General features: G+C 67.4%; 19 protein-coding genes and 1 tRNA gene. 8 read left to right on the top strand and 12 right to left on the bottom strand.

Annotated features, from left to right (window positions below; all coding sequences use genetic code 11):
- Positions 1-58: 58 nt before the first annotated feature.
- The 6 genes from trmFO to uvrA form a co-directional block, all read right to left on the bottom strand.
- Positions 59-1402 (bottom strand): methylenetetrahydrofolate--tRNA-(uracil(54)-C(5))-methyltransferase (FADH(2)-oxidizing) TrmFO, encoded by a 1344-nt coding sequence (trmFO, locus tag ACSVDD_RS02435; protein WP_448187695.1) that lies wholly within the window; start codon positions 1400-1402, stop codon positions 59-61.
- Positions 1403-1432: 30 nt separating this feature from the next.
- The gene (locus ACSVDD_RS02430) at positions 1433-1840 is read right to left on the bottom strand and encodes a nucleotidyltransferase substrate binding protein (protein ID WP_448187694.1); all 408 of its coding nucleotides are present in this window, start codon (positions 1838-1840) and stop codon (positions 1433-1435) included.
- Entirely contained in the window at positions 1828-2133 is a 306-nt protein-coding gene (locus ACSVDD_RS02425; RefSeq protein WP_448187693.1) for a nucleotidyltransferase family protein, read from the bottom strand. Before ACSVDD_RS02425 ends, ACSVDD_RS02430 begins: the two co-directional genes overlap by 13 nt.
- A gap of 88 nt (positions 2134-2221) precedes the next feature.
- On the bottom strand, positions 2222-2425 hold the full coding sequence (locus ACSVDD_RS02420; protein ID WP_448187692.1) for a hypothetical protein: 204 nt from the start codon (positions 2423-2425) through the stop codon (positions 2222-2224).
- Between the two features lie 104 nt (positions 2426-2529).
- A complete protein-coding gene (locus tag ACSVDD_RS02415; protein WP_448187691.1) occupies positions 2530-2763 on the bottom strand; it encodes a hypothetical protein in 234 nt (77 codons plus the stop codon).
- A gap of 62 nt (positions 2764-2825) precedes the next feature.
- Positions 2826-5678, bottom strand: coding sequence for an excinuclease ABC subunit UvrA (uvrA, locus tag ACSVDD_RS02410; protein WP_448187690.1), 2853 nt, complete (start codon positions 5676-5678; stop codon positions 2826-2828).
- Positions 5679-6062: 384 nt separating this feature from the next.
- Here uvrA and ACSVDD_RS02405 point away from each other — a divergent pair, with 384 nt between their 5' ends.
- Positions 6063-6548, top strand: a complete 486-nt coding sequence (locus ACSVDD_RS02405; protein WP_448187689.1) for a single-stranded DNA-binding protein — start codon at positions 6063-6065, stop codon at positions 6546-6548.
- 46 nt (positions 6549-6594) lie between these two features.
- Here ACSVDD_RS02405 and ACSVDD_RS02400 read toward each other — a convergent pair whose 3' ends face one another.
- The 4 genes from ACSVDD_RS02400 to ACSVDD_RS02385 form a co-directional block, all read right to left on the bottom strand.
- The gene (locus ACSVDD_RS02400; protein ID WP_448187688.1) at positions 6595-7140 is read right to left on the bottom strand and encodes a phosphatase PAP2 family protein; all 546 of its coding nucleotides are present in this window, start codon (positions 7138-7140) and stop codon (positions 6595-6597) included.
- Positions 7137-7910 (bottom strand): tellurite resistance TerB family protein, encoded by a 774-nt coding sequence (locus tag ACSVDD_RS02395; RefSeq protein WP_448187687.1) that lies wholly within the window; start codon positions 7908-7910, stop codon positions 7137-7139. The genes ACSVDD_RS02400 and ACSVDD_RS02395 overlap by 4 nt, the downstream gene beginning before the upstream one ends.
- Before the next feature lie 128 nt (positions 7911-8038).
- On the bottom strand, positions 8039-8218 hold the full coding sequence (locus tag ACSVDD_RS02390; RefSeq protein ID WP_448187686.1) for a hypothetical protein: 180 nt from the start codon (positions 8216-8218) through the stop codon (positions 8039-8041).
- A gap of 11 nt (positions 8219-8229) precedes the next feature.
- The gene (locus ACSVDD_RS02385; RefSeq protein ID WP_448187685.1) at positions 8230-8382 is read right to left on the bottom strand and encodes an entericidin A/B family lipoprotein; all 153 of its coding nucleotides are present in this window, start codon (positions 8380-8382) and stop codon (positions 8230-8232) included.
- A gap of 246 nt (positions 8383-8628) precedes the next feature.
- Here ACSVDD_RS02385 and gyrA point away from each other — a divergent pair, with 246 nt between their 5' ends.
- The 4 genes from gyrA (at position 8629) to ACSVDD_RS02365 (ending at position 12794) form a co-directional block, all read left to right on the top strand.
- Positions 8629-11412 carry a DNA gyrase subunit A gene (gyrA, locus tag ACSVDD_RS02380; RefSeq protein WP_448187684.1) on the top strand — a complete coding sequence of 928 codons (2784 nt, stop codon included), beginning with the start codon at positions 8629-8631 and terminating at the stop codon, positions 11410-11412.
- A 21-nt stretch (positions 11413-11433) separates the two neighbouring features.
- Positions 11434-11973 carry a pantetheine-phosphate adenylyltransferase gene (gene coaD / locus ACSVDD_RS02375; RefSeq protein WP_448187683.1) on the top strand — a complete coding sequence of 180 codons (540 nt, stop codon included), beginning with the start codon at positions 11434-11436 and terminating at the stop codon, positions 11971-11973.
- Between the two features lie 125 nt (positions 11974-12098).
- Positions 12099-12174 (top strand) — tRNA-Lys (locus tag ACSVDD_RS02370).
- Between the two features lie 218 nt (positions 12175-12392).
- The gene (locus ACSVDD_RS02365; RefSeq protein ID WP_448187682.1) at positions 12393-12794 is read left to right on the top strand and encodes a YsnF/AvaK domain-containing protein; all 402 of its coding nucleotides are present in this window, start codon (positions 12393-12395) and stop codon (positions 12792-12794) included.
- A 35-nt stretch (positions 12795-12829) separates the two neighbouring features.
- On the opposite strand, the gene ACSVDD_RS02360 is transcribed toward ACSVDD_RS02365, so the two are convergent.
- Positions 12830-13234, bottom strand: a complete 405-nt coding sequence (locus tag ACSVDD_RS02360; protein WP_448187681.1) for a hypothetical protein — start codon at positions 13232-13234, stop codon at positions 12830-12832.
- On the opposite strand from ACSVDD_RS02360, the gene ACSVDD_RS02355 reads away from it, so the two are divergent.
- Complete coding sequence (locus ACSVDD_RS02355; protein WP_448187680.1) at positions 13227-13544, top strand: DUF2382 domain-containing protein; 318 nt, start codon at positions 13227-13229, stop codon at positions 13542-13544. The two genes, ACSVDD_RS02360 and ACSVDD_RS02355, sit on opposite strands and share 8 nt — an antisense overlap.
- Before the next feature lie 324 nt (positions 13545-13868).
- Positions 13869-14126: a phasin family protein gene (locus ACSVDD_RS02350; protein WP_448187679.1), complete on the top strand. Its 258-nt coding sequence runs from the start codon at positions 13869-13871 to the stop codon at positions 14124-14126.
- A gap of 33 nt (positions 14127-14159) precedes the next feature.
- Here ACSVDD_RS02350 and ACSVDD_RS02345 read toward each other — a convergent pair whose 3' ends face one another.
- Positions 14160-14357, bottom strand: coding sequence for a hypothetical protein (locus tag ACSVDD_RS02345; protein WP_448187678.1), 198 nt, complete (start codon positions 14355-14357; stop codon positions 14160-14162).
- A 138-nt stretch (positions 14358-14495) separates the two neighbouring features.
- Here ACSVDD_RS02345 and ACSVDD_RS02340 point away from each other — a divergent pair, with 138 nt between their 5' ends.
- Complete coding sequence (locus tag ACSVDD_RS02340; protein ID WP_448187677.1) at positions 14496-14951, top strand: hypothetical protein; 456 nt, start codon at positions 14496-14498, stop codon at positions 14949-14951.
- The last annotated feature ends 74 nt before the right edge of the window (positions 14952-15025 follow it).

Raw genomic sequence — 15025 nt, 5'->3', positions numbered from 1 at the left:
GTCAAGGGACGTGCGTATGAAAGATGCTTCGTGTGCCGAACAATAATAAGGCGAATGCCTAAGCGCCGGCCAGCCAGCCCGCCAGATCCTCCAGCGCCCGGCGGGTGTAGGCGAGCTTGCGCTCGCGCCCGCGGATTCGCTCGTCCACCGGCGGGAACAGGCCGAAGTTGACGTTCATGGGCTGGAAGGTCTCCGCCTCGGCGCCGCCGGTGATGTGCCCCAGCAGAGCGCCCAGCGCCGTGGTGAGCGGCGGCGCCGGCTGGTCGCGGCCCAGCCGCTCGGCCAAAGCGAAGCGGCCGGCCAGCAGGCCGACGGCGGCGCTCTCCACATAACCCTCGCAGCCGGTGACCTGTCCGGCGAAACGCAGGCGCGTCTGCGCCTTCAGGCGCAGGGTCTTGTCCAGCAGGCGCGGGCTGTTGAGGAAGGTGTTGCGGTGCATGCCGCCGAGGCGCGCGAACTCGGCGCTCTCCAGGCCGGGGATCATGCGGAAGATGCGCGTCTGCTCGGCATGGCGCAGCTTGGTCTGGAAGCCGACGAGGTTGTACAGCGTGCCCAGCGCGTTGTCCTGGCGCAGCTGCACCACCGCGTAGGGCCGGCGCTCCGGCTTGTGCGGGTTGGTCAGGCCGACCGGCTTCATCGGGCCGTAGCGAAGCGTGTCGACGCCGCGCTCCGCCATCACCTCGATGGGCAGGCAGCCTTCGAAGTACGGCGTGGTCTTCTCCCACTCCTTGAAATCACCCTTTTCGCCGGTGATCAGGGCGTCGATGAAGGCGCGGTAGTCGTCCTTCTCGAAGGCGCAGTTGATGTAGTCCTTGCCGGTGCCGCCGGGGCCGGGCTTGTCGTAGCGCGACTGGAACCATGCCTTGGAGAGATCGATGCTCTCCAGATAGACGATGGGCGCGATGGCGTCGAAGAAGGCCAGCGATTCCTCACCGGTGAACGCCCGCACCGCTTCGGCCAAGGCCGGCGAGGTGAGGGGGCCGGTGGCGACAATGACGCTGTCCCAATCCTCAGGCGGCAGGCCGGCGACCTCTTCGCGGACGATGGTGACCAGCGGGTGGCCGGCGACCGCCTCGGTCACGGCGCCGGCGAAGCCGTCGCGGTCCATGGCGAGCGCACCGCCCGCCGGCACCTTGTGCGCGTCGGCGCAACGCAGGATCAGCGAGCCGCAGCGCCGCATTTCCTCGTGCAGCAGGCCGACCGCGTTGTACTCGGCGTCGTCGGAGCGGAAGGAGTTGGAGCACACCAACTCGGCCAGCTTGTCGGTGTGATGGGCCTCGGTGGCGCGGACGGGCCGCATTTCGTGCAGCACGACGGGCACGCCCGAGGAGGCGAGCTGCCACGCGGCTTCCGAACCGGCGAGGCCGCCGCCGACGACGTGGACGGGACGGGGAGTGGTCATGGGAGAGGAACCAGTCGTAAATGGGTGACGTCAGCGGCCCGAGAGGACCGCACGCATGGCCTTCAACCAAGCCTCGATGAGTTTGGCGTGGGCCGGCAGACGGGAGAACAGCTCATTGGCCTTCTCCTGGTCGTAGGTGTGGATGGTCAGATTGCGGTCGTCCATCATCTCAAGCGCAGCTTCGGCTTCAGCCTCGGTCAGCAGACCGGCAATCTGGCTCTCGCGGACAATGGGCTTCGGGCTGGCCGAGGTCAGCTTCTCCGACCCGTTGCGGCTGACGATGACGGTGCGGGCCGCTTTCCACGCCGTTTCGACGGACAATGTGAAGCGCAGGATGGCAGAATCCCGGACCATTTCGTCGGCGGGCCGCGCGAGGACCTCCTGGAACCGCCGCAGCGCTTGCTCCGCGTTGTCCAGTTTGCGCTCTACCGGGTCCATTCGATGCCTTCGCGTTTCACTTCGTCGCGGAACTCCGGTCGAGCCGTGGACAGATCTACGACATCGACGAAATAGGGAACCGTGCTCTCTTCGAGGTCTTCCTCGATGTCCGAGCGCACTCCCGGCGGCAGCGGCTCCAGCGGTTCGATGGCGATGTCGATGTCGCTCCACCGCTGCGCATCACCCCGCGCACAGGAGCCGAACAGATAGACGCGCGCCGGGTGTCCGGCAAGCCGGTCGAAGACGATGCGCCGGATCTTTTCCAAGGCGCGTTGACGGACGGGGTTCAGCATGGGGGCATCCTAGCACGGATCGCGCCAGGAAACGAAGACGGCCCCTCCGCGAAGGAGGGGCCGGGATCGCGGATCTGTGAGCGGCCGATCAGTAGGTGCGCGTGGTCGTGTTGCGCTCGATCGTCGTGCCGGAGCCCGGCGCCGGGGTGACGACGGTGGACGAGCCGGCGCTCGGTGCGGTCGTGGTGGTCGTTGTGGTGCTCGAGCGGGTCGTGGTGTCGTCCGAGCCGCAGGCGGCAACGAGCAGGGTGGCACCGAGCGCCAGGGCAAGGCCGGTCAGGGGGCGCGCCATCGTGGTTCCTCCACACGAAATTGGACCAATGGCGCGTCAACACCGCAAGCGGGACGTTTGTTTCCTCGGCCCCCCGCTTGCGCCGGGGGGCCGAGCGCCACGGATCAGTAGGTGCGGGTCGTCGTGGTCCTGTTTTCGATGACTTGGCCCGGCGCCGGGACCACCGTGGTGGACGAGCCGGCCATGGGCGTGTTGGGCGCCGTGGTCGTGGTGGTGGTCTGGCTGGTCACCGGCGGCGTCGGCACCGCCACGGTTGCGGGCTGGCGCTCGACGTAGGTGCAGGCCGACGCGAGCAGGGCGGCACCGGCGGCGAAGGCCAGGGTCAGAGCGGTCTTCATGAGGCTCCCCTCAGTTTCGTTGCGAATGCCACAAAAACACGGGAACCCGTACGTTTGTTTCCTTACGCCCTCTTTCGGGTCTTCACCCGCTCCTTGAGGTACGGCGCAAGATACTGCCCGGTGTAGCTGCGCGGAACGCGCGCCACGTCCTCCGGCGTGCCGGCCGCGACGATCTCGCCGCCGCCGGTGCCGCCCTCCGGGCCAAGGTCGATGATCCAGTCCGAGGTCTTGATGACCTCCAGATTGTGCTCGATCACCAGAACGGTGTTGCCCTGGTCCACCAGCGCATGCAGCACCTCCAGCAGCTTCTCAACGTCGGCGAAGTGCAGGCCCGTCGTCGGCTCGTCGAGGATGTAGAGCGTGCGGCCGGTGGCGCGCCGGCTCAGTTCCTTCGACAGCTTGACGCGCTGCGCCTCGCCGCCGGACAGCGTGGTCGCCGGCTGGCCGATGTGGATGTAGCCGAGGCCGACGCGCTGCAAGGTGTCCATCTTGTCGCGGATGCCTGGCACCGCCTTGAAGAATTCCGCCCCTTCCTCGACCGTCATGTCCAGCACGTCGGCGATGGACTTGTCGCGGTAGAGCACGTCCAGCGTCTCGCGGTTGTAGCGCTTGCCGTGACAGACGTCGCAGGTGACGTAGACGTCCGGCAGGAAGTGCATCTCGATCTTGATGACGCCGTCGCCCTGGCAGGCCTCGCAGCGCCCGCCCTTGACGTTGAACGAGAAGCGGCCGGGGCCGTAGCCGCGCGCCTTGGATTCCGGCAGGCCGGCGAACCAGTCGCGGATCGGCGTGAAGGCACCCGTATACGTCGCCGGGTTGGAGCGCGGCGTGCGGCCGATGGGCGACTGGTCGATGTCGATGACCTTATCGAGATGCTCCAGCCCGCGCACGTCGTCGTGCTCGGCCGGGTGCTCGCGAGCACCCATCAGGCGGCGGGCGACGGCCTTGTACAGCGTCTCCACCACCAGCGTCGACTTGCCGCCGCCGGACACCCCCGTCACGCAGGTGAAGGTGCCCAGTGGGACCTTGGCGTTGACATTCTGCAAATTGTTGGCGCGGGCGCCGATCACTTCGAGGAACTGACCCTTATGGCCCGGCCGCCGGCGGTCGGGGACGGGAATGGCGCGGGTGCCGTTCAGGTAGGCGGCGGTGATGCTGTCGGGATTCGCCTGCACCTCGGCCGGCGTGCCGTGGGCGATCACAGCGCCGCCGTGCGAGCCGGCGCCCGGCCCCATGTCCACCAGATAGTCGGCGGTGCGGATGGCGTCCTCGTCGTGCTCGACCACGATGACGGTGTTGCCGATGTCGCGCAGCCTCTTGAGCGTGCCGAGCAGCCGGTCGTTGTCGCGCTGGTGCAGACCGATGGAGGGCTCGTCCAGCACGTACAGCACGCCGGTCAGGCCCGAGCCGATCTGCGAGGCCAGGCGGATGCGCTGGCTCTCACCGCCGGACAGCGAGCCGGAACCGCGGCTGAGCGTCAGATATTCGAGGCCCACGGCGTTGAGGAAGCCGAGGCGCTCGTTGATCTCCTTGAGGATGCGATAGGCGATCTCGCGGTCCTTGGGGCGCAAATGCTCGTTGAGGCCGGCAAACCAGCGGCCGGCGTCGGAGATCGCCAGTTCCGTCACTTCGGAGATGTGCTGGCCGGCGACCTTGACCGCCAGCGCCTCGGGCTTGAGGCGGGCGCCCTTGCAGGCTTCGCAGGGCTGCGCCGATTGGTACTTGGACAGCTCCTCGCGCATCCAGGCGCTGTCGGTTTCCTTGTAGCGGCGCTCCAGGTTGTTGACGATGCCCTCGAAGGCCTTGTGCGTCTGATAGCTGCGCAGGCCGTCGTCGTAGGTCATGGTGATCGGCTTGCCCTTGGAGCCGAACAGGATCAGCGCGCGCACATCCTCCGGCAGATCCGACCAGGGCGTCTTCATGTCCACATCGAAGTGCTGGCAGATGCTGACCAGCGTCTGCTCGTAGTACTTCGACGACGAGCCGGCCCACGGCGCCACCGCGCCCTTGGCGAGCGACAGCCGCTCGTCCGGCACCACCAGCATCGGGTCGAAGTAGATCTTCGAGCCCAGGCCGTCGCAGGCCGGGCAGGCGCCGAACGGGTTGTTGAACGAGAACAGCCGCGGCTCGATCTCCGGGATGGTGAAGCCGGACACCGGGCAGGCGAACTTCTGCGAGAACACGGTCTGCTCGTGGGTGTCGGCGTTCTCGACGAAGACGATGCCGTCGGCGAGGTTCAGCGCCGTCTCCAGCGAATCGGCGAGCCGGGTGCCCAGGCCGTCGCGCACGACGATGCGGTCGACCACCACCTCGATGTCGTGCTTGAGCTTCTTGTTCAGCGCCGGGACCGAATCGATCTCGTGCATCTCGCCATCGACGCGCACGCGCTGGAAGCCGCGCTTGCGCAGGTCTTGGATCTCCTTCCTGTACTCGCCCTTGCGGCCGCGCACGAACGGGGCGAGCAGCAGCAGGCGCGTGCCCTCCGGCATCTCCAGGATGCGGTCGACCATCTGGCTGACGGTCTGGCTCTCGATGGGCAGGCCGGTGGCGGGCGAGTAGGGAATGCCGACGCGCGCCCACAAGAGGCGCATGTAGTCGTAGATCTCCGTTACCGTGCCGACTGTGGAGCGCGGGTTCTTCGACGTCGTCTTCTGCTCGATGGAGATGGCCGGCGACAGCCCCTCGATCGAATCGACGTCGGGCTTCTGCATCAGCTCCAGGAACTGGCGCGCGTAGGCGGACAGGCTCTCGACGTAGCGGCGCTGGCCCTCGGCGTAGATGGTGTCGAACGCCAGCGACGACTTGCCCGAGCCGGACAGGCCGGTGATGACCACCAACTGGTCGCGCGGAAGATCGACGTCGACGTTCTTGAGGTTGTGCTCGCGAGCGCCGCGGACGCTGATGAACTTGTTCATGGAGTGTTCTTAGCCGAAAGCCGTAGGGAATGCCACCCGGAATCGGGTCGCCCTGATATGTGCGGGGTAGGGGGAAATTGCTACCCGTGGCGCAAGAAGCGGTTTGCAATGCCCCACCGCTCTGCTATATTTGTTCTTGGAACGTTCTTGCCGGCGAGGCGGGTGCGTGGTTTCGGCCGGGGTGCGGGAAGGTTCCAGGCGGCGGTTGACCGCGCGGCTCTGCTCGTGCTTGGTTGCGGCGACGGGCGGGCGGTGCGGCGGCTGAAAAATGCTCAACGAACCGGCCCTGCGAACAGGAACCCTCGACATCCGGACGCCCCGCCGCGGGGTGGCCGATCGGGCCGGAAAGGGTGTCGGGACACGCGCGTCAGGAGACCTCAGGCAATGAATGTGTGGACGTTTACGGGGCGGCTCGGTGCGGATGGTGAGCTTCGCACCACGCAGAGCGGCGAGAAGGTGCTGGGCTTCCGCGTCGCCAACGACGTCGGCTTCGGCGAGCGCAAGACGACGCAGTGGGTGGACTGCTCGATCTGGGGGCGCCGTGCGGAGTCGCTGGCTCCGCACCTGACCAAGGGCAAGGGCGTGGTCATCTCCGGTGAGGTGCAGTTGCGCGAGTACGAGAAGCGCGACGGCACCCGCGGTGCGCAGATGTCCGTGCGCGTCAACGAAATCGACTTCATGGGCGGTGCGCGTGAAGGCGAGGGCGGTGGTGGCGGCTACGGTGGCGGCGGCGGCGGGTACGAGTCGCGCGGCGGCGGTTCCGGCGGTGGTGGTGGCTATGGTGGGGGCGGCGGTGGTCGTGGTCCCGCCGGTGGCGGCGGCAGCGCTCCGCCGCGCCACGACGATCTGGACGACGAGATCCCGTTCTGACGAACGGTGGATCGAAGGAATGCGGGGCTCTCGTGCCCCGCATTTTTTATGGCCGGCGGTGGAGCGTGTGCTCGACCAGCTTGGCCGACGCGTAGCCCAGCAGCAGACCGGCCGCTCCATCCGACGCCCAGTGCCGGTTGGCGACGACACGGCTGGCCGCGGTGATCGCGGCCAGAACCATGCCGGCCGCCAGCACCGTGTCGCTTTCCGTCACTGTGGCCAGCGCCGTGGCGGCGGCTGCGACGTTCGCCGTGTGCCCGGAAGGCATGGAGCGGGTGTCGGAACGCTGTCCCGCTCGGGGCGGGCGGCGACGCCGCGCCGTCATCTTCAACGCGGTCGCCGCGGCCATTTCGGCGGCCAGCGCCGTGACGACGGCCCGGCCGCCGGCCGCCAGACGGTCACGTCCGCGGGCGCTCCCCAGTGTCCACGCAGCCGCCGCTACCGGAATCAGCACGAATCGCGAGGTCAGCGCGGCGAGGACGGCGGCAGCTGTTACGGTCCGTGGGCCGCAGGCCGGCACCACCCGGTGGCGCACGGCCTTGTCGAACGTCACGACGGCGCGCCGCGTCCTCTCCAGTGTGTCCGGCATCATGCCGCCCGGTGGATCTGCTGGATGCGCTGCGGGTCGATGTTGAGCCGCGCCGCGAGGTACTGGAGGTACGAGCGCTCCGCCTCCGACGCGTCCGCCACCGCCATGACCGAAGCCATGTAGACCTGCTCGGCGGTCTGCGGGTCGCCAACCTGCTGGATCAGCGTATCGACCGGCTGCGGGTGGTCCAGCTCGTGCTCGACCATGCGCCGCTCCTCCGGGCCGGCGCCGGCCTCGTCCAGGGCGGAGAGGACGCCCTGCCGCTCCTCGGGGCTGACCACGCCGTCGGCGTTGGCGGCGGTGATCATGGCGCGGATCAGCAGCAGCGCCTGCTGGTCCTCCATGGCGAGCGCCGGGAAGGCGCCCTCGCCGCCGCTGGCCGGTGCCGGTGTTTGCGCCGCGCGGTTTTGCAGGACGTTCGACAGGCGGTCCACCAGCGAGCCCCCGCCGCCGAAGATGCTGCCCAGGATGCCACCGGATTGGGCGCCGGTCTGGCCGCTCTGCGTGCCGCCCCACGGGCTGCTGCCGGCATTCGGGGCGTCGCCACCGGCCCGCGCCTGGTTCTGCTGGCGTTCCTGGAAAGCGCGATACGCGAGGTAGCCCAGCGCCGCCAGCCCCGCGGTCTGTTTGAAGCTCGGGCCGCCCCCGCCGTCGCTCATGCCCATCATGCCGGAACCGCCGAGCACCGAGCCGATGTGGTCGGTGTTGAGGCCGCTGCGCCCGCCCATGCCGGTCGCCAGCATGGTGCCGAGGATCTGCTGGAGGTCTGCCATCGCCGTACCCTTTTTCGTGGTGGTTGGGTGCCCTTCCAACAGGCGGCGTCCCGGAGCGTTCTGCCGGAAATGAAAACGGAGCCGGGCAGGGCTGCCGCAGCTCCGCTTTCTTGTGGCGGGTCGGGGGCTCAGGCCGTGAACGGCCTTGGCGTGCCGGGCATGGGCTCGTCCGCAGGCGGCGTGAACTCCGGCGGGGTCTCGGGGTTCGGGTCCACGCGCGGCTGGGACGGCTTCGGCGCCGGACGGTCCGGCGAAGGTGATTTCGGGCCGGCGGGAGGCGGCACTTCGGGGGTCTGGGGATCGGCCATGGGGCGCCGCCTTACTGGGCGGAGCGTTCGATGGCCCGGCCGCCGGCCTTCATGTCCTGCCCGGCCCCCTCGACCGTGTTGCAGCCGCTGAGCAATGCTGCCGACGACAGCAGGATGCTGAACAGCATGATCTGCGTGAGCGGGAAGCGGATGCTGCGCGTCATGTGCCTCACTCCTCATCGGATATGGTCCCTTGTCAACGCCATGCCCGCCGGGTTGGTTCCGCACCGCGCGCCCGGAACGGTGCCGCGCCGTCGCTGATTGTTTTTGGGCGCCATGCCGTTGTGTGCACATGCGAAAGCTGCTAGGGATTACTATATATTTAGTGCGTAGCGACGGGCGGTCGGCATAGGCTGGCCCGGCGCGTTTCGCCTGTGCGTTTCCTTGTCCCGATTCACGAGTTCCGCTCCTTGAGCACGACCCCGCTGCCCCCGGCCCCCGCCTCCGACATCGCGCCCGTCACCATCGAAGACGAGATGCGCCGCTCCTACCTCGATTACGCCATGAGCGTGATCGTGAGCCGGGCGCTGCCCGACGTGCGCGATGGGCTCAAGCCCGTGCACCGCCGCATCCTCTACGCGATGAAGGAGGGCGGATACGACTCGACCAAGCCTTACAAGAAGTCCGCGCGCATCGTCGGCGACGTGATGGGTAAATATCACCCGCACGGCGACTCGGCGATCTACGACGCCATGGTCCGCATGGCGCAGGACTTCTCCATGCGCCTGCCGCTGATCGACGGGCAGGGCAACTTCGGCTCCATGGACGGCGACCCGGCGGCGGCCATGCGCTACACCGAGGCGCGGCTGGCCAAGGCGGCCGAATCGCTGCTCGACGACATCGACAAGGACACCGTCGATTTCGGGCCGAACTACGACGATTCGGGTCGCGAGCCGCTGGTCGTCCCGGCGCGCTTCCCGAACCTGCTGGTGAACGGCGCCGGCGGCATCGCCGTGGGCATGGCGACCAACATCCCGCCCCACAATCTGGGCGAGGTGATCGACGCCTGCTGCGCCTACATCGACAACACCGACATCACGCTCGACGAGCTGATGGAGATCGTCCCCGGCCCGGATTTCCCGACCGGCGGGCAGATCCTCGGCCGTTCGGGCAGCCGCTCGGCGCTGCAGACCGGGCGCGGCTCGATCATCCTGCGCGCCAAGACCGAGATCGAGGAGATCCGCAAGGACCGCCTCGCCATCGTGGCGACGGAGATCCCGTACCAGGTCAACAAGTCCAAGCTGATGGAACGCATCGGCGAGGTGGTCAACGACAAGATCATCGAGGGCATCTCCGACCTGCGCGACGAATCCGACCGCGACGGCGTGCGCGTGGTGGTCGAGCTGAAGCGCGACGCCGTGCCCGACGTGGTCCTGGCCCAGCTGTTCCGCCACACCCAGCTGCAGACGTCGTTCGGCGTCAACATGCTGGCGCTGAACGGCGGCCGGCCGGAGCTGCTGAACCTCAAGGACATCATCGGCGCCTTCGTCCGCTTCCGCGAGCAGGTCATCACCCGGCGCACCGAGTACCTGCTGGGCAAGGCGCGCGAGCGCGCCCACACCTTGGTGGGCTTGGCGGTCGCGGTCGCCAACCTTGACGAGATGATCGCGCTGATCCGCCGCGCCCCCGATCCGGCGACGGCGCGCGAGCAGATCACCACCCGCGAGTGGCCGGCGCGCGACGTCGCCCCGCTGATCCAACTGATCGACGAGCCGGACCGCGGCGTGTCCGAGGCCGGCACCTACCGTCTGTCCGATGATCAGGCCCGCGCCATCCTGGAACTGCGCCTGCACCGCCTGACCGGGCTGGAGCGCGACAAGATCGGCGCCGAGCTGAAGGAAGTCACTGACCAGATCGCCGATTACCTGGAGACGCTGGCGAATCGCGCCAAGCTGCTGGGCATTCTGCGCGACGAGCTGGTTGAGATGAAGGAGCGCTTCGGCACTCCGCGCCGCACCGAGCTGCTGGAACTGGAGTTCGAATCCGACATCGAGGATCTGATCCAGCGCGAGGACATGGTCGTCACCGTCAGCCAGTCCGGCTACGTCAAGCGCACGCCGCTCAGCACCTACCGCGCGCAGAAGCGCGGCGGCAAGGGCCGCTCGGGCATGAGCACCAAGGCGGAGGATGCGGTCGCCGACCTGTTCGTGGTCAACACGCACACACCGCTCTTGCTGTTCTCGACCAGGGGCGTCGTCTACAAGCTGAAGGTCTACCGCCTGCCGCTCGGCAACCCGCAGAGCCGCGGCAAGGCGTTCGTCAACCTGCTGCCGCTGGAGGACGGGGAGACCATCTCCACCGTCATGCCGATGCCGGAGGACGAGGCGACCTGGAGCGAGTTGCACGTCATGTTCGCCACCTCCAAGGGCGGCGTGCGGCGCAACAAGCTGTCGGACTTCCAGAACATCCGCTCCAACGGCTTGATCGCCATGAAGCTGGAGGAGGAAGGCGAGCGGCTGATCGCCGTGCGCACCTGCTCGGAGGAGGACGACGTCCTGCTGGCGACGCACCTCGGCAAGTGCATCCGCTTCCCGATGTCGGATGTGCGCGTCTTCGCCGGCCGCACGTCGACCGGCGTGCGCGGCATCCGTCTGGCGGACGGCGACGAGGTCATCTCCATGTCCATGCTGCGCCACGTTGAGGCTTCGCCCGGCGAGCGCGCCGCCTACTTCAAGCGCAAGCGCGAAGAGGGGCTGGACATGGTCGGCGATGCCGCGCCCGAGGCGGAGGACGTGGCGGACGAGACGGTCGTCCTGACGCCCGAGCGCTATGAGGAGCTGAAGCGGCAGGAGGAGTTCATCCTCACGGTGTCGGAGCGCGGGTTCGGCAAGCGGACCTCGTCCTACGAGTACCGCATCGCCGGCCGTGGCGGGCTGGGCATCTGGAACATGGAGATGGGCGAGCGCAACGGCGCCGTCGTGGCCGCGTTCCCGGTCGAGGAATCGCATCAGGTGATGATGGTCACCAACGGCGGGCAGGTCATCCGCATGCCGATCCACGACGTGCGCGTCGCCGGCCGCAAGACGCTGGGCGTCACGCTGTTCCGTGTGGACGCCGAAGAGCGTGTCGTCTCCGTCGCCTCCATCGCGGAGGAGGAGAACGGCGCCAACGGAGAAAACCTCGGCCCGTCTGTCGACGAGGCCGGTGAGAACGGTGCTGGGGAGCATAGCGGCCCGGAAGCCACCACGGACTGATCGAGGCGGAAGGAAGCATTCATGTCCAAGCGGCGTATCGGAGTCTATCCCGGCACCTTCGACCCGATCACCAACGGGCACCTGGACATCATCCAGCGTGCCTCGCGGTTGGTCGATACTCTGGTCGTGGGCGTCGCCCGCAACGCCGGCAAAGGCCCGCTGTTCTCCACCGACGAGCGGCTTCAGATGGTCCGCGAGGAGGTGACGGCGCTGGAGACGAACGGCTGCACCGTCGAGGTGCGGGCTTTCGACACGTTGTTGATGCACTTCGCCATCGAGAACAACGCGTCGGTCATCATCCGCGGCCTGCGGGCGGTGTCGGATTTCGAGTACGAGTTCCAGATGGCGGGTATGAACGCGCGCCTCAACCCGAAGATCGAGACGATGTTCCTGATGGCCTCCGAGCGCCACCAGTTCATCTCGTCGCGCTTCGTGAAGGAGATCGGGCGGCTGGGCGGCGACATCAGCACCTTCGTCAGCCCGCGCGTCACCAAGCATCTGGGCGAGCGTTTCGCGCTGGACAACGACACCTCGAAGCGGGTGCAGACGCTGAAACAGTGAGGCCGGCGCGGTCGATTGGCGGTTGATCGGGGAAGGAAGCGCTCCAGCTTCACTCCTGCGGTTGACCGGACCGCCCCATCCCCCTATGGTGCCGCCCTCCCGGCCATGAAGGCCGATGCAGAGCTGATCCGGTAGCTCAGACGGTAGAGCACGTGACTTTTAATCATGTGGTCGTGGGTTCGAGTCCCACCCGGATCACCACTCCCTCCCCATGGCTCGGGCCACCCCGGTAATCCTTGTCCGCCGCCGGCATCCCGCCGCGGTTGTGGGCGCAAGCCCTTGTCCGAATTGGGTTTTCATCCGTTCGGAAGGGCATTCGGCTCCCCAATTTGCGGCGCAGCATATTTATGCCGCACAGCGGAACCGCCCCCAAGGGGACCTGTTGGGATGCTACGGCAGTGGCAAACGGGAAATGATTTATGGCCACAGACCAGGAACTCACAGGTGTTAGCCTTCCGATCGCGGAAGAGACGGTGACTGTGGACAAAAAGAAGCGGGTCAGCGGGAAGGTTGCGGCAACGATCAGAGCTGTCGAAGACGCGTTCACTATTGACGAGCATCTGGTCAACGAGAGTGTGAATATCGAACGACTAGCGGTCGACCGGTGGGTCGACGCTCCCGTCCCGGTCCGCCACGAGGGAAACACCACCATCGTCTCCATCATGGAGGAGGTCGTGGTGGTGGAAAAACGCTGGAAGGTGGTCGAAGAGATCCACCTGACCAAACGCGAAAACATACGGCACGAGCCGCAACAGGTGGTTGTCCGCCGCACGGAGGCGACCGTGGAACGGCTGCCTCCCGATCCCGATGGCAGCGCCTGACCCGGCGGCTCTCCGCATCGTCAACGAATAAGGCATCAGTGCGTAGGAGAACGACAATGACGATCGTCATTGGGGTGTACGACGACTCTGCCAAAATCGAACCGGTTCGCAAGGCGCTGGCCAAGCTGGGGTGCCGCGATCAGGACATCGCCGTCCACAAGGGCCGCGGTGCCGACACCTCCTTGTCGCGTCTGGGCTTCGAGCAGGACGAGATCGAGGACCTGCGCCCTGATCTGGATCAGGGGCGGGTCGTCGTCACCACCGAGGTTGCCGACGAGAAGGCCGACCACGCCCTGGACGTGCTGCGCCAACACGGCGCCCGGCCTCCCGAGGAGGAGAGCGGCTCGCAGGGGAAAGGAAAGACCCTGGAATCGCATCGCCTTCAGGAGGTCGAGGAAGAGGTTTCCGTGGGCAAGCGCGACCACGCGCGGCGTGCGCATCCGCACCAACGTGGTCGAGCAGCCGGTCCGCGAGACGGTCGCGCTGCGCCAGGAAAAGGTGAACATCGAGCGCCGCGACCGGGACGAGGAACTCAGCCCCGAGGAGGCGGAAAAGGCGCTCAAGCCTGAAACCATCGAAATGCAGGAAACCGTCGAAGAGGCCGAGGTCCAGAAGGCCGCCCGCTTGATCGGCGAGGTCAATGTCTCCAAGTCGGTAGAGACGCACAAGGAAGCCATCAACGAAACGGCGCGCAAGACCGAGGTGGAGGTCGAGCGCACCGACGATGACCGCGGCCGCGGCAAACGCTGATGCCGCAGCCTGCCGAGGGGGCGCTACCCGCGTCCCCTCTGGCCCCGTACAAGCACAGGAGGCTTGACCCATGGCTCACGACACTTCCCAGCGCAAGCATTTCGAAGACCACCGGCCGGGCGGCGAAGCCGCCCGCCGCATGGCCGGAACCAGCTTTGGAGCGGCCAGCCAGACGATGCAGGACGTGAGCGATCGCTTCACCAACGTATTCTCGCTGGCCACGCCCGAAGCGCAGAGAACAGTGCGCCGCACCTCGCAAAACCTGAGCGTGGTAATGGAAGCCGGTACGAGGCTGTCGGAAGCCAGCCAGGCGATCTGGCGGGAATGGCTCGACTGCGCGCCCAGCAGGCGGCCCGGCAGCAGGTGGACGGTCTTCAGAAGATCGCCGCGGCTCGCTCACCCCACGATCTCGTCGACGCGCAGACCGCGCTGTTGCGTGAGGAGATGCGGATCTTTCTGGACAGCGCGTCGCGCATCTCGGCGATCTCGTCGAAAGCGGTGCGTGCGGCCGCCGATCTGGTGCGCGAGGATGGAGACGACGGCAGCGATCAGCCCGACCATCCGCAGCGCCGCCGCGCCTGACGCCTACGGCGCCTGTCGTCGGACAGGCGTCGATCAAGCTCCGATGGGGCGGTTGTGGTCGCGGGTGCGGTCCTCCAACTCGCGGGCGGACTCCTCGGCCATGGCGCGCACCTTGGCGGCCACAAGTTCCTCGAACGCCCTGCGGACGGTCTCGGGGTAGGGGACAAGGCCGGCAAGTGCCTGATCGAGGGTGGTGCGAGCGGCGTCGAGCCGGGCGATGGCGTCGGGCATGGCATCCTCCTTGTCGGGATGCATATGGTGCGGCCAAGCGCTGTGGCCATGTTCGGGTTTGCACCGGACGCGTCGGCCGTGCATCCTGCCGGCTTGACCACAGCCATTCGCCGCAGCCGTTCCCAGGAGTTCCGCACCATGCGCCGCATCGCCCTCTTCGCCATGCTCGCCCTGGCGGCTTGCGGGACCTCCGACCACCTCGCGGCCTACCGCTACGCCGGGCCGCAGGCGCCGCAGACGGCCGGCAACCAGAGGCCGGCGACCGCGGCGGAGATCGAAAAGGCAGTTACCGGCAGCACGCTGGTCGCCGTGAACCGCGAGGGCCGCCGCTGGGTGCGGTACATGAAGCCGGGCGGCTATTTCACCTCCTACGACTTCCCGGACAAGCCGCCCGCCACGGGGCGGCAATGGGCCTTTGTGCGTGGCGTCTGGCGCGCGGCCGATGGCCGGCTGTGTTTCCGGCCCGAGGAAAGCCGGCAGGAGTTCTGCGTAAAGATCATGACCGCGTCGGGCGTGCTGCACGCCTACAACGAGAAGGACGGCCTCTGGCAATTCAGTGCCGAACTGCGGCCCGGCAACCCCTTCGAACTTTGACGGAACGGCTGCCCTCCCTTTCCGGCGCGGGGTTGCTGGGGTGGCCTCGCCTGCTATATGTTTGGGTAACAATC

This window comes from Azospirillum terrae, assembly GCF_053470425.1.
The sequence above is the reverse complement of the archived record's forward strand: the minus strand, read 5'-3'. Positions and strand labels throughout refer to the sequence as shown.

Bases quoted from the DNA above. Each gene is read 5' to 3' on its own strand.
- ACSVDD_RS02350 (WP_448187679.1), top strand. From the start codon at position 13,869: ATGGCTCGACTGCGCGCCCAGCAGGCGGCCCGGCAGCAGGTGGACGGT.
- ACSVDD_RS02340 (WP_448187677.1), top strand. From the start codon at position 14,496: ATGCGCCGCATCGCCCTCTTCGCCATGCTCGCCCTGGCGGCTTGCGGG.
- ACSVDD_RS02400 (WP_448187688.1), bottom strand. From the start codon at position 7,140: ATGATGCCGGACACACTGGAGAGGACGCGGCGCGCCGTCGTGACGTTC.
- ACSVDD_RS02395 (WP_448187687.1), bottom strand. From the start codon at position 7,910: ATGGCAGACCTCCAGCAGATCCTCGGCACCATGCTGGCGACCGGCATG.
- ACSVDD_RS02390 (WP_448187686.1), bottom strand. From the start codon at position 8,218: ATGGCCGATCCCCAGACCCCCGAAGTGCCGCCTCCCGCCGGCCCGAAA.
- ACSVDD_RS02425 (WP_448187693.1), bottom strand. From the start codon at position 2,133: ATGCTGAACCCCGTCCGTCAACGCGCCTTGGAAAAGATCCGGCGCATC.
- coaD (WP_448187683.1), top strand. From the start codon at position 11,434: ATGTCCAAGCGGCGTATCGGAGTCTATCCCGGCACCTTCGACCCGATC.
- ACSVDD_RS02430 (WP_448187694.1), bottom strand. From the start codon at position 1,840: ATGGACCCGGTAGAGCGCAAACTGGACAACGCGGAGCAAGCGCTGCGG.
- ACSVDD_RS02345 (WP_448187678.1), bottom strand. From the start codon at position 14,357: ATGCCCGACGCCATCGCCCGGCTCGACGCCGCTCGCACCACCCTCGAT.
- ACSVDD_RS02360 (WP_448187681.1), bottom strand. From the start codon at position 13,234: ATGCGCACGCCGCGCGTGGTCGCGCTTGCCCACGGAAACCTCTTCCTC.
- ACSVDD_RS02365 (WP_448187682.1), top strand. From the start codon at position 12,393: ATGGCCACAGACCAGGAACTCACAGGTGTTAGCCTTCCGATCGCGGAA.
- trmFO (WP_448187695.1), bottom strand. From the start codon at position 1,402: ATGACCACTCCCCGTCCCGTCCACGTCGTCGGCGGCGGCCTCGCCGGT.
- ACSVDD_RS02385 (WP_448187685.1), bottom strand. From the start codon at position 8,382: ATGACGCGCAGCATCCGCTTCCCGCTCACGCAGATCATGCTGTTCAGC.
- ACSVDD_RS02420 (WP_448187692.1), bottom strand. From the start codon at position 2,425: ATGGCGCGCCCCCTGACCGGCCTTGCCCTGGCGCTCGGTGCCACCCTG.
- ACSVDD_RS02405 (WP_448187689.1), top strand. From the start codon at position 6,063: ATGAATGTGTGGACGTTTACGGGGCGGCTCGGTGCGGATGGTGAGCTT.
- ACSVDD_RS02415 (WP_448187691.1), bottom strand. From the start codon at position 2,763: ATGAAGACCGCTCTGACCCTGGCCTTCGCCGCCGGTGCCGCCCTGCTC.
- uvrA (WP_448187690.1), bottom strand. From the start codon at position 5,678: ATGAACAAGTTCATCAGCGTCCGCGGCGCTCGCGAGCACAACCTCAAG.